This is a genomic window from Rhizobacter sp. (assembly GCF_031412495.1).
Lineage (GTDB): Bacteria > Pseudomonadota > Gammaproteobacteria > Burkholderiales > Burkholderiaceae_C > Schlegelella_A.
The window spans coordinates 1-11,145 of the sequence record NZ_JANODC010000447.1; the positions used below are offsets into that span (position 1 = coordinate 1).

Sequence of the window (11,145 nt, forward strand, 5' to 3'; positions counted from 1 at the left end):
GTCGTCTCCTTCGTCGTCGCGGCGCCGGGAGGGGAGGGCGCGGCGGCGGCGCGCCGGCGCGCCTTCGAGGTGATCGACGCGACCCGCGTCTGCTCGATCACCGCCAACCTCGGCGACACCAAAACGACGATCACGCACCCCGCGAGCACCTCGCACGGGCGGCTGACCGAGGCGCAGCGCCAGGCCGCCGGGATCTCCCAGGGAATGATCCGCATCGCCATGGGCCTGGACGACGTCGCCGACATCCAGGCCGACCTCGCGCGCGGGCTGGTCGCATCGTGAGCGGTCCGCACGCCGCCCCGGCGCTGCCGCCCGGGCAGCGCGTCCGGACCCGGATCGCGCCGTCGCCGACCGGGTTCCTGCATCTCGGCACGGCACGCACGGCGCTGTTCTCGTGGGCGTTCGCGCGCCACCACGGCGGCGACTTCGTCCTGCGCATCGAGGACACCGACGTCGCCCGCTCGACGCAGGCGTCCGTGGAGCAGATCCTCGCAGCGATGCACTGGCTCGGCCTCGGCTACGACGACGGGCCGGTCTACCAGATGCAGCGGCTCGAGCGCTACCGCGAGGTCGCGGCGGCGTTGCTCGATTCCGGCCGCGCCTACCGCTGCTACGCCAGCCCGGCCGAGCTAGAGGCCATGCGCGACGCGCAGCGCGCGCGCGGCGAGAAGACGCTCTACGACGGCCGGTGGCGACCCGGGCCCGGCAAGACGCTCCCGCCGGTGCCCGAAGGCGTGACGCCGGTGATCCGCTTCCGCAACCCGCCGGACGGCGTCGTCACCTGGGACGACCTCGTCAAGGGGCAGATCAGCATCTCCAACCAGGAGATCGACGACCTCGTCATCGTCCGCGCCGACGGCGTGCCGACCTACAACTTCGCCGTCGTCGTCGACGACTGGGACATGCGCATCAGCCACGTCTTCCGCGGCGACGAGCACGTCAACAACACGCCGTGGCAGATCAACATCTTCCACGCCCTCGGCGCGCCGCTCCCGGTCTTCGCGCACGTGCCGGTGATCCTCGGCAGCGACGGGCAGAAGCTGTCGAAGCGACGCGGTGCGGTCAGCGTCACCGAGTACGAGGAGAAGGGCTACCTGCCCGAGGCCATGCTGAACTACCTGGCGCGCCTCGGCTGGAGCCACGGCGACGAGGAGCTCTTTGGCCGCGAGCAGCTCGTCGAATGGTTCGACGGCAGCCACCTCTCGAAGAGCCCGGCCCAGTGGGACGCGGCCAAGCTCGACTGGGTCAATGCCCACTACCTCAAGGTGCTTCCCGAGGCCGCCTTGCTGGCGCTTGCCCGGTCGCAGCTCGCCCGCCGCGGCGTCGTGGGCCCGGCCGACGATGCCGCCATCCTGCGTGCCAGCGCGGTCTTCCGCGACCGCTGCAGCACCGGCGCCGACCTTGCCGAATGGCTCGCCGTCGTCTTCGCCCCGGTATCGCCGAGCCCGGGCGACGTGGCCGCGCATGTCACCGAGGCCGTCCGTCCGGCCGTCGCGACCCTGCGCGGCAAGCTCGCCGGCGTCGAGTGGACGAAAGCAGCCATCGCCCTCGCCGTCAAGGAGACACTCGCCGGCCACGGCCTCAAGATGCCGCAGCTGGCGCCGGCGGTCCGGGTGCTCGTCTGCGGCCGTGCGCAGACGCCCTCGCTCGACGCCGTCCTCGAGGTCTTCCCGCGCCAGACGGTGCTCGACCGGTTGCAGGCTGCGCCGGCGTCCGGCTCGCTATAATCTCGGGCTTCGCACAGATTTTTCGACGGGGGTATAGCTCAGCTGGGAGAGCGCTTGCATGGCATGCAAGAGGTCAGCGGTTCGATCCCGCTTACCTCCACACGATACGATGGAGCCGCGCCGCCGAAGCCGGCCAGGAGAGAGTTCAGTCCCCTTCGTCTAGAGGCCTAGGACACCACCCTTTCACGGTGATTACAGGGGTTCGAATCCCCTAGGGGACGCCACCTTCAGAGGCTGGCACGAGTTTTCGAAGTACCAGGAGTGGTAGTTCAGTTGGTTAGAATACCGGCCTGTCACGCCGGGGGTCGCGGGTTCGAGCCCCGTCCACTCCGCCAGAAATAGATTCGGCAAGGCCCAAAGAAGTCCGCGAATCAGCAACGACGCCCGGTAAAACCGGGCGTCGTCGTTTCCCCGTGCCGCTTTACTGACGCGTTGGTCCGGAACGCCACGCCGGGCGTCTGCCCGCGGAAGAGGTTTCCTCAGTCATGGGTCGATCCCCCTGAAGTGAATGGTTTGCCTGGCGAGCCCGCGGCGCGCAGCTCGCTCAGGCGCTGGGCCAGGGTGGCCTGCGACAGCTCGCCGATCCGTGTAGCGACGAGCTGCCCGCGCGCGTCGAAGAAGAGCGTCGTGGGCAGCGCGCGGTGGCCGAGCGCCGAGCCGGCCTGCAGTCGCTCGTCGACGAGCACGTTTTGCAGGGCGAGCTTCCGTTGGTCCAGGAACCCTTGGACGACAGCCGGCGTTTCGCCCTGGTTGATGAAAACGAAATTCACGTCAGGGTTCGCGCCCTGGGCCTGCTGGAGCACCGGCATCTCGCGCCGGCAAGGCGGACACCAGGTGGCCCAGAGATTGACCACCGTGGGCTTGCCGACGAATCCGTCGAGTCGCTCGGTGCGACCGTCGAGCGTGCTCAGGCTCAGTGGTGGCAAAGGTACCGCATCGCGCGCCCCCATCGTGAGCGCGAAGCTTCCCAGCGCCCAGATCAAGCCGGTAGTCAGCACGGCGGCGAACATGGGTCTGCGCAACTCAGGGAGCCTGCGCATCCGATAGAAACCAAAGAGGCCGGCTGCGGCAAGGCCCGCGGCAGCGTCCCAGCCGCCGTCGCGGATGTCCAGAATCGAGAGCGGCGCGTCGAAGTACGGCCCGCGCCATTGCAAGACGAAAGCCAGTCGCGCGGCGACCACCCCGACCAGCAGCATGCGGGTCAGGACCGGCTCGGCATCGATGCCCGACTTGCGCGCCAGGCGCGTGGCGATGAACCAGCCGCCGCCGATGGCGGACATCGTCACGAGCAGCCCGTAGGGGAGCGCGAGGGGTCCGATCTGCAGGGTCCGTGTCATGAGCGCCTGGAGGCCGAGAGACGCTGGCATTCCGCCGTAAAGGCCAAAGACCGTGTGTCGGCGCGCGGAATTCCGTCGGGAGTGGAGGCCCATCGGCACCGGGCAAAGCAAGCGTCGCGCATCAGACGCCCAGTGCCACCTTGACCAGCAAGCCAATGGCGACGAACAGGAGGACGATCGCGAATCCGACCTGCACGTGCGTCGCCGACAGCCGGTTCGAGGCGTAGCGCCCCGCCAGCATGCCGCCAGCGATGGCGGCCGTGAACAGAAGAGTCAGCCCGAGTGGAAGGTCCGCACCGTGGAACACCGCAGTGAGCACGCCGCCCATGCCGACGATTGCGATGACCATCAAGGAGGTCGCGACGATGCTGTGCATCGAGAGCTCGGTGAACCGGCGCAGCAACGGGACGATGACGAAACCGCCGCCGACTCCCAGCAGGCCGGTCAGGAAGCCGGTCAGTGCGCCGATGCCGGCAAGAAGCAGGGTGGTGAGTTGCGTCCACACGAAGCGCCCGGTCTGCACGTCGATTCGCCCGAAGGTCGATGGCGAGTGCGCTTCTGCAGGCATTCCCTTGGAGGCCTGCGCCAGCAGCCGAACGGCCGCCAGCAGCATGACCGCCGCAAAGAGCGTTAGGAGCACCCGTTGAGACATTGCATGCGCTGCGCGTATCCCCAGGGCCGTGACTGGAATCCCGGTGGCCGCCATCAACGCGGCGGCGCGATAGCGAACCAACTTGCGACGAAACCCCTCCATTGCGCCGATGCTGGCACCTCCTGCCACGGCGATCAGCGCCACCGGCGCCGCCTGTTGCATCGTCCAGCCCAGCCCGACAACCAGGGCGGGCACCGCGAGGATGCCGCCGCCGGCGCCGGTCAGGCCCAGGACCGTGCCCACGAGCGTGCCGAGCACGAGAGAAAGGAGCATGAAGCGGACCTCGACTCAGCTCTTCGCGAACAGCGAGCCGAGGAACCGGTCGTGCAGCCACATGCCGATCAGCATCGCGACGACGAACCACGCCGCGGGCACGAAACCGGCACCGAGCGCGGTCATCGCCGGCCCTGGACAAAGTCCGCCCAGGCCCCAGCCGATGCCGAAGAGGGCGCCGCCTGCAAGCAGCCGGGCGTCGACGATTCGGCTCTTGGGCAGCTCGATCGCCTCTCCTGACCACGCGAGTTGGCGACGGCCTGCGATCGCGAAGCCGGCAATGCCGACGAGGATGGCGCCGCCCATGACGAATGCCAGGCTCGGATCCCAGCGACCGAACAGGTCGAGGAAGCCCTGGACTTTGGTGGGATCGGTCATGCCGCCGGCAATCAGCCCCACACCGAACAACAGGCCGCTGATCACGGAAATGAAGATCTTCATGGAGCCTCCTGTCAAAGCAGGTGCTTGACGACGTAGACCGCGATCACGCCAGCGGCCATGAAGGTCACGACGTTTGCCAGCGAGCGCGGCGAGAACCGGCTGAGTCCACAGACGCCATGGCCGCTCGTGCATCCGTTGCCCATGCGGACACCGACGCCCACCAGCAGCCCCGCAACGACCAGCGTGCCCGTGCCGGCGACGGAGGTCATCGCCGGGAGTGGCCGGAAGAGAACCCAGAGTCCCGGCGCTGCAACCATGCCGATCAGGAACCAGAGGCGTGCCGCCTGTCCTCGCAAGGATCCGCGCATCAGCCCCTGCAACGCCGTGCCGACGATGCCGGCGATGCCGGCGATGCGGCCGAGTCCAAGGACATAGAGCGTCGCGCTGAGGCCGATGAGGAGACCGCCGATGAGGGAGGCCCAGGGCGTGAAGTGCACGTAATCGATGTTCATCGACGGGATTCCTGTGTTGTGGCTGGACCCCGCCTCGGAGGGGGGCTCTTTACCGGGCGGCAAAAGGCTTCATAGAGCGTGTGCAGCACCGCCAGTGCGGGTGCCGAGGCGATCCTGTAAAAGATGAACTTGCCCTCGCGGCGCGTCTCGACAAGCCCTTCCTCGCGCAAGACGCCCAGCTGCTGAGACAGCGTCGGCTGACGTATGCCGGTCAGTGTTTCCAGTGCCGACACGTTGCATTCGCCCTCGACGAGACTGCAAAGCAGCAGCAGGCGATCCGGATTGGCCAAGGCCTTGAGCAGTGTCGCGGCCTCCGCGGCGGCGCTTGCCAGGTTTGCTGGCGGCACCTCCGCTGCGGAAGCCGGGACCAGTTTGGACAAGAGCGGTTTGTTCATCGGGCGTTCAACCTTGCGGGCTGTTTTCCATCCGCTCGCAGTACTGCCGCATCTGTTCGGGCAGATCCTCCGGGCAGACGCCGCAAAGGCGATTCCCAGGTACGGCGTAGTCGATGAACTTGGGATAGGGCAGGTCGAGCCCAGCCATGATCGCCTTGAACTCGTCGAGGGTACGGCCATGCCCTAGCCGCGGGTTGCGCCGCTTCTCCTGACCGATGGAAGACACCCGCCGGCCCTGGTAGTCGTGCGCCGGGTAGACCAGCACCTCCTCGGGAAGCTTGAACAACTTCTCGGTCACGCTTCGGTACAGGGACTCCGCATCGCCATTTTGGAAGTCAGTCCGGCCGCAGCCGTCGATGAGCAAGGCATCGCCGCTGAACAGGCGATCTTCCGACCGGTAGGCGAAATGACCATCGGTATGGCCCGGTGTGTGGATCGGATCCAGTCGGATGCTGCCGACATGAAAGGGGACGCCTTCCTCCATCCCCACATCGATGCAGGGCAGTCGGTCAACCGCCGGGGCGACGATCTTGCTGCCGACCCGCTCCTTCAAATGCAGCGCGGCCGTGATGTGGTCAGCATGGATGTGGGTGTCGACCGTGTAGGCCAGCTTTAGGCCGAGCGACTGGAGCACCTCGAGGTCGCGGTCGATCGCGTTGACCACGGGGTCGATCAGGACCGCCTCGCCTGTCGTCTCGCAACCGAGCAGATAGGTGTAGGTGTTCGAGATCGGTTCGGACAGTTGGCGGAAGATCATCGGAGTCCTCGTCAAGTGCAGCAGCGCCACGTGGGGTGAAAGGTCAGCGTCGACCCGGCGAGGTTCAGTACTCCCAAGGTCGCGCACTAGCAATCGAGCCGTGGTCGACACGCTTCACTGAGTTATATTACATAAGATGATATATCATAAGGCTCATATGTACTGTCGAGGGGCTTTTGTTCGGTAGTGCAAAGGTTGAAGGCACTTCTCGTTCACTCAGGACTCGCGATGAATTAATCGCCTTGCGGTCCCGCGGGGCCGGCGCCGACGCCGTCACTACGACAGCTTGTGGCCGTGTCCTACAGCGTCGGCCCGCGCCAGTCCTCATCATCGCTCGATGATCTTCCAGAGAATCAAGACGCCCGGAATCGCCCACGTCGCATACCTGATCGGCAACCAGGGAGAGGCGGCGGTGATCGATCCGCGGCGTGACGTTGCCGAATACCTGACGCTGGCGCGCAAGCACAAGGTGACGATCAAGTACGCGATCGAGACCCATCGCCAGGAGGACTTCGTGATGGGCTCGGCCGAGCTGGCCCGCCAGTGCGGTGCCAAGGTCGTCAACGGGCGCGGCAAAGACTTTGGCCACGGTGACATCCGGCTCGACGACGGCGAAGGGTTCCAGATCGCCAAGGGCGTCCGCATCGTCGCGCTGCACACGCCCGGTCACACGCCGGAGAGCATGTGTTACGCGGTCTACCTCGACGACGCGCCCGATCATGCGTGGGGGGTGTTCACCGGCGACACGCTGTTCATCGGCGAGGCCGGTCGGACCGACCTGACCGAGCCATCGCAGACCGCGGAGCATGCCGGGCAACTCTACGATGCGGTGCACACGAAGCTCCTCCCGCTGGGTGACCAGACGATCGTGCTACCAGCGCACGGTTCGGGATCTGTTTGCGGGGGCGAGATCGCCGAGCGCGACGATTCGACGATCGGACTGGAACGTCGCTACAACCCGGTGTTCGTGCGGTCGCGGCGGGCCTTCGTGCAGGCCAAGGTGGATGAACGCATTCCACGCCCGCCCTACTTCCGGCACATGGAGCAGGTGAATTCGAAGGGTGGGATGGGGCCGCTCACCTCGGCCAGCGCCGTGCGGGTGCTGCAACCGAAGGAATTCCAGGCGGAGTCCCGTCGCGGGGTCGTGTTCGATTTGCGCCTGCCGGAAGCCTTTGCCGGAGGTCACGTGCCCGGCTCGTACAGTATCTGGTCCGACGGGCTGCCTGTCTTCGCTGGCTGGGTCGCCGAGCCCGGGTCGCCGATCTTCCTGGTGGTCGATGACGCGGACACGGCGTTGGAGGATGCGGTGAAGGCGCTCGGGCGGGTCGGCCTCGACCATGTCGAAGGCGTGCTCGCAGGCAGTTTCGAAGCTTGGCGCGATCACGGGCTGCCGATGGCCGGCGTCGGCACCGTCGAGCCCGGCCGCATCGACGTTGACAGGCGGGGGGATCTGCGCGTGCTCGACGTGCGCGATGACCGCGAGTTCGAGACCGAGGGGCACATTCCCGGCGCCTCGCACCTGTACGTCGGCTACGTCGAACGGGAGCTCGATCGACTGCGTCCGTCGTTCGATCCCGATGCCGCGCTGGTTGTAACCTGCGCCGTCGGCCACCGCGCGAGCCTGGCGGCCAGCATGCTGCTGCGCCGCGGCGCGCGCGACGTGCGCAACCTGCTCGGCGGCATGGACGCGTGGAAGCGGCTCGAGCGTCGCATGGATGTCGGCTCTTCCGAGCATTCGGTGACGACTCCCAACGTCGAGGGCCCGCGCCGATGAACACGCATCGCCCCCATTTCGCGACTGAGTCCGGCCCGTCGCCCTACCTGATCGGGGCTGCAATCGGGCTGCTCAACATCGGCGCGTTCGCGGCCTTTGGCAAGGGCATCGGCGTCAGTGGCGCTTACGAGAACTCGGCGGCGCTTGCCGCGCGCCGGCTGGCGCCAGATGCCGTGCACCTGAATGACTACGTCGACGCCCGCAAGGAGCCGCCCAAGTTCAACTGGGAGGCGTGGCTCGTGCTCGGCACGATCCTCGGTGGCATGGCGGCTGCGCGAACGGGCCGCCGCAACATGCTGGCAGATGATCGGCCCGGCAGGCAACCGAGCCGTTCGCCGCTCGCCAGCGCGGCCGGAGGTGCCATGCTGATGTTTGGCGCGCGCATGGCCGACGGCTGCACCAGCGGACACGCGCTGTCGGGGACCGCGCAGGGCGCCGCCTCGAGTTGGTTGTTCACGCCTCTGATGTTCGGAGTTGGATCGCTGCTGGCGCGACGCGCGCGCGCCGCCAAGCGCCGGCGCGGGGAGGTCTGATGGCTGAGATGGGCGAGAGCGCGCGCAACGCGCTCGGCATGGCGACCGGCATGGTGTTCGGTGCGCTGCTGCAGCGCGGCGGGCTGGCCGACTCGCGGACGATCGTCGGGCAGTTGACGGGCGACGACGCGCGTGTCGCCAAGACGATGGGCACGGCCGTGGCGGTCGGCGCACTCGGCCATCACTGGCTGCACCGCCGCGGGTTGACGACCGAGGAGCCGAAACCGATGAACCCGGTGGGTCTCGTCGGCGGCGCGGTCCTGTTCGGGGCCGGAATGGCGCTATCGGGCTACTGTCCGGGCACAGCCGCAGCGGCCGTGGGCAGCGGGCGCCGCGAAGGGGCTTGGGCGATGGCCGGCATGTTGGCGGCGGCCACCGCTTTTGTCGCCATCTATCCCCGATTGAAGAAGGCGCTCGAGGCCGGGTCCCTCGGGCGGGTGACCATAGCGGGCGGCACCCGTCCTCGGGCCACGGGACCGCTCGACATTGTGGTTCGCCCCCGCGCTACGCAAGAGGGCAGATTGGCCGAGGACGGGGCAGGGCTGCCGAGGTGACAGTTCGTGGGACTACCGCAGTCACCGCCCCAGGGTCTTCGCTGGGCTTCGGTCCTAGCGCAGCTCCGGGTGTTGGCTGATGATTCCTCGCGTCAGGCGCGGAACCAATTGGCGTACATATAGCTGTAACCCTCGTTCTGCCATTTGGGGATCTCGATGACGGCAGCCGCGACGACGGTGAGCACATCGTAGAACTCGTCGGGCTCGTAGCCTCTTGAACGTGCTGCGTTGCTGCAGATTTGGAGCGAGCGCCGGCGTCTCTCAGTGCCTTGAGCCGTTCATGCATGTCAGGATACGCAGCGCGGTTCAGGCGCGAGAACGCATCCAGCTGGTTGCCATGCGCGACGATCACGATGGGCGAGCCGCTCGACTGTCCGTACTGCTTGATCGCTTGCAGATGGTTCCTCACGTATCGGTGGGCTTTGCGAAACCGAAACGCGGCAAGCCCCCCGCGCCGACGCCCTGGCCGAAACGGGTCGCGGGTTTCCCCGCTAGAGGAATAATTCCGCATAAGCTTATATTAGTGAAAGATGATATCTGGTTCCATGAGCGACACCACTCCCGATCGTGTCTTCGAGGCGACCGCGGCGCTCTTCGCACTGTTGTCGACGCCGACGCGTCTTCGCATCGTGCATGAGCTCTGCGACGGCGAGAAGAACGTGGGCGAGCTGCTGGACAGGGTGGGAACGCGGCAACCCAACATTTCACAGCACCTCGGAATCCTCTACCGCGGCGGGTTGGTCGCCCGGCGCCGCGAGGGATCGCAGATGTACTACAGCATCTCCAGCGAGCGTGTACTGCTGTTGTGCGACGCGCTGTGCGGCGATGAGGAACTTGCAAGAGCACGGTCCCGTCGCGTTGTTGCAGCCGATCGACCACGTTCCTGATGTCGAGTGGAGGGCCTGTGAATCCTGACACCGACAGGCCGGGACGCCTGCTCAAGGCGCCGGAAAGTTTCCTGGACCCGACGGGCATTCGCCGTGTCCTCGCCGAAGGGAAGAAGGGGCGGCGAGATTTCATCCGCAGCGCATTCGCGGCTGCCGGCGCCGCGGCCGCCGCACCGCTGGCCCTGGCGACATCCAACCCGGTGCCGAGCGATGGCGGCGATCCCAACATCCTGGAGCTGCCTGCGCACAGCAAGGGACTGGGCCAGCCTGTGGTCACCGACGGCTACGGCAAGCCTTCCAAGTACGAGGCCAACGTGCAGCGACGGCGCAGTCCCGGCCTCACGCAGACCACCCAAGCATCAGTGTCGTTCGCGCCCTTGCAGTCCCTCTTCGGCATCGTCACGCCGAGCGGTCTTCACTTCGAACGGCACCATCAGGGATGGTGGGACGTCGACCCGAGCAAGCACCGGCTGATGGTCAATGGCTCCGACGAGCGCATCGTCAAGGCTCCCCGGGTGTTCACGATGGACGAGCTCATGCGCCTGCCGTCGGTGTCACGATTTCACTTCATCGAGTGCGGCGCCAACACCGGCATGGAGTGGGGCAACGTCGCCGTGCCGACTTGCCAGTACACGCACGGGATGCTCAGCTGCTCTGAATTCACCGGGGTGCCGCTGCGCACCCTGTTCGAGATGTGCGGTGTCGACTACAAGACCGGCCGCTTCGTGCTGGCCGAAGGTGCGGATGGATCGTCCATGACACGGACCGTGCCGATGGAACTGGTCGAGAACGGCGAGGTCTTCGTCGCATACGGCCAGAACGGCGAGATGTTGCGGCCGGAGAACGGCTATCCCCTGCGCCTGGTGGTGCCCGGCGTTCAGGGTGTGAGCTGGGTGAAGTACCTGCGCCGGGTCGAGGTGGGTGACAAGCCCTACGGCGCCAAGGACGAGACCATTCACTACATCGACCTGATGCCGGGTGGCCAGCATCGCCAGTACACCAGCACGCAGGAATGCAAGAGCGTCGTCACCACGCCGTCGGGCGGCCAGGTTCTGCTGGACAAGGGCTTCTACAGCATCAGCGGGCTCGCATGGTCGGGTCGGGGAAAGATCAAGCGGGTGGACGTCTCGGTCGATGGAGGTCGCAACTGGCGGATGGCTCGCCTCGAGACGCCTGTCCTCTCTAAGTGCCTGACCCGATTCAACTCCGACTGGATCTGGGACGGCAAGCCGGCTCTTGTGCAGAGCCGCGCCACCGACGACACCGGGTACGTTCAGCCCACTTACCGACAACTGCGTGCGGTCCGGGGCACCCGCTCGATCTATCACAACAACTCGGTGCAGACGTGGTTGATCCAGGAGAG

General features: G+C 66.7%; 13 protein-coding genes and 3 tRNA genes. 10 read left to right on the forward strand and 6 right to left on the reverse strand.

Going from position 1 to position 11,145, the window contains the following annotated elements; translation table 11 throughout:
* The 5 genes from AC30N0_RS16635 to AC30N0_RS16655 form a co-directional block, all read left to right on the forward strand.
* Nucleotides 1–282: PLP-dependent transferase (locus tag AC30N0_RS16635; protein ID WP_489519012.1), on the forward strand; the 282-nt coding region annotated here is incomplete at its 5' end.
* On the forward strand, nt 279–1,727 hold the full coding sequence (gene gltX / locus AC30N0_RS16640; protein ID WP_489519013.1) for a glutamate--tRNA ligase: 1,449 nt from the start codon (nt 279–281) through the stop codon (nt 1,725–1,727). The genes AC30N0_RS16635 and gltX, both read left to right, overlap by 4 nt.
* Before the next feature lie 27 nt (nt 1,728–1,754).
* Nucleotides 1,755–1,827 (forward strand) — tRNA-Ala (locus AC30N0_RS16645).
* A 48-nt stretch (nt 1,828–1,875) separates the two neighbouring features.
* Nucleotides 1,876–1,951: transfer RNA gene (locus AC30N0_RS16650), tRNA-Glu, on the forward strand.
* Nucleotides 1,952–1,985: 34 nt separating this feature from the next.
* Nucleotides 1,986–2,062 (forward strand) — tRNA-Asp (locus tag AC30N0_RS16655).
* A gap of 144 nt (nt 2,063–2,206) precedes the next feature.
* On the opposite strand, the gene AC30N0_RS16660 is transcribed toward AC30N0_RS16655, so the two are convergent.
* The 6 genes from AC30N0_RS16660 to AC30N0_RS16685 form a co-directional block, all read right to left on the reverse strand.
* Nucleotides 2,207–3,064, reverse strand: a complete 858-nt coding sequence (locus AC30N0_RS16660) for a TlpA family protein disulfide reductase (RefSeq protein WP_489519014.1) — start codon at nt 3,062–3,064, stop codon at nt 2,207–2,209.
* A gap of 121 nt (nt 3,065–3,185) precedes the next feature.
* A complete protein-coding gene (locus AC30N0_RS16665; RefSeq protein WP_489519015.1) occupies nt 3,186–3,989 on the reverse strand; it encodes a sulfite exporter TauE/SafE family protein in 804 nt (267 codons plus the stop codon).
* A gap of 15 nt (nt 3,990–4,004) precedes the next feature.
* On the reverse strand, nt 4,005–4,430 hold the full coding sequence (locus AC30N0_RS16670) for a DUF6691 family protein (protein ID WP_489519016.1): 426 nt from the start codon (nt 4,428–4,430) through the stop codon (nt 4,005–4,007).
* A gap of 11 nt (nt 4,431–4,441) precedes the next feature.
* Complete coding sequence (locus AC30N0_RS16675; RefSeq protein ID WP_489519017.1) at nt 4,442–4,882, reverse strand: YeeE/YedE family protein; 441 nt, start codon at nt 4,880–4,882, stop codon at nt 4,442–4,444.
* Nucleotides 4,879–5,277, reverse strand: coding sequence for a metalloregulator ArsR/SmtB family transcription factor (locus AC30N0_RS16680; RefSeq protein ID WP_489519018.1), 399 nt, complete (start codon nt 5,275–5,277; stop codon nt 4,879–4,881). The genes AC30N0_RS16675 and AC30N0_RS16680 overlap by 4 nt, the downstream gene beginning before the upstream one ends.
* A gap of 7 nt (nt 5,278–5,284) precedes the next feature.
* On the reverse strand, nt 5,285–6,034 hold the full coding sequence (locus AC30N0_RS16685; RefSeq protein WP_489519019.1) for an MBL fold metallo-hydrolase: 750 nt from the start codon (nt 6,032–6,034) through the stop codon (nt 5,285–5,287).
* A gap of 337 nt (nt 6,035–6,371) precedes the next feature.
* Between AC30N0_RS16685 and AC30N0_RS16690 the strand changes: the two genes are divergently transcribed.
* The 5 genes from AC30N0_RS16690 to soxC all read left to right on the forward strand — a co-directional run.
* On the forward strand, nt 6,372–7,808 hold the full coding sequence (locus AC30N0_RS16690) for a rhodanese-like domain-containing protein (protein ID WP_489519020.1): 1,437 nt from the start codon (nt 6,372–6,374) through the stop codon (nt 7,806–7,808).
* Nucleotides 7,805–8,341 (forward strand): YeeE/YedE thiosulfate transporter family protein, encoded by a 537-nt coding sequence (locus tag AC30N0_RS16695; protein ID WP_489519021.1) that lies wholly within the window; start codon nt 7,805–7,807, stop codon nt 8,339–8,341. The genes AC30N0_RS16690 and AC30N0_RS16695 overlap by 4 nt, the downstream gene beginning before the upstream one ends.
* The gene (locus AC30N0_RS16700) at nt 8,341–8,895 is read left to right on the forward strand and encodes a DUF6691 family protein (RefSeq protein ID WP_489519022.1); all 555 of its coding nucleotides are present in this window, start codon (nt 8,341–8,343) and stop codon (nt 8,893–8,895) included. The genes AC30N0_RS16695 and AC30N0_RS16700 overlap by 1 nt, the downstream gene beginning before the upstream one ends.
* 545 nt (nt 8,896–9,440) lie before the next feature.
* Nucleotides 9,441–9,782 (forward strand): ArsR/SmtB family transcription factor, encoded by a 342-nt coding sequence (locus tag AC30N0_RS16705; RefSeq protein WP_489519023.1) that lies wholly within the window; start codon nt 9,441–9,443, stop codon nt 9,780–9,782.
* 17 nt (nt 9,783–9,799) lie between these two features.
* The coding region (gene soxC, locus AC30N0_RS16710) for a sulfite dehydrogenase (RefSeq protein WP_489519024.1) at nt 9,800–11,145 on the forward strand (1,346 nt) is incomplete at its 3' end.

Excerpts from the sequence above, each read along its gene's own strand:
- AC30N0_RS16660 (WP_489519014.1), bottom strand. The coding sequence starts at position 3,064 with ATGACACGGACCCTGCAGATCGGACCCCTCGCGCTCCCCTACGGGCTG.
- AC30N0_RS16665 (WP_489519015.1), bottom strand. The coding sequence starts at position 3,989 with ATGCTCCTTTCTCTCGTGCTCGGCACGCTCGTGGGCACGGTCCTGGGC.
- AC30N0_RS16670 (WP_489519016.1), bottom strand. The coding sequence starts at position 4,430 with ATGAAGATCTTCATTTCCGTGATCAGCGGCCTGTTGTTCGGTGTGGGG.
- AC30N0_RS16675 (WP_489519017.1), bottom strand. The coding sequence starts at position 4,882 with ATGAACATCGATTACGTGCACTTCACGCCCTGGGCCTCCCTCATCGGC.
- AC30N0_RS16680 (WP_489519018.1), bottom strand. The coding sequence starts at position 5,277 with ATGAACAAACCGCTCTTGTCCAAACTGGTCCCGGCTTCCGCAGCGGAG.
- AC30N0_RS16685 (WP_489519019.1), bottom strand. The coding sequence starts at position 6,034 with ATGATCTTCCGCCAACTGTCCGAACCGATCTCGAACACCTACACCTAT.
- AC30N0_RS16690 (WP_489519020.1), top strand. The coding sequence starts at position 6,372 with ATGATCTTCCAGAGAATCAAGACGCCCGGAATCGCCCACGTCGCATAC.
- AC30N0_RS16695 (WP_489519021.1), top strand. The coding sequence starts at position 7,805 with ATGAACACGCATCGCCCCCATTTCGCGACTGAGTCCGGCCCGTCGCCC.
- AC30N0_RS16700 (WP_489519022.1), top strand. The coding sequence starts at position 8,341 with ATGGCTGAGATGGGCGAGAGCGCGCGCAACGCGCTCGGCATGGCGACC.
- AC30N0_RS16705 (WP_489519023.1), top strand. The coding sequence starts at position 9,441 with ATGAGCGACACCACTCCCGATCGTGTCTTCGAGGCGACCGCGGCGCTC.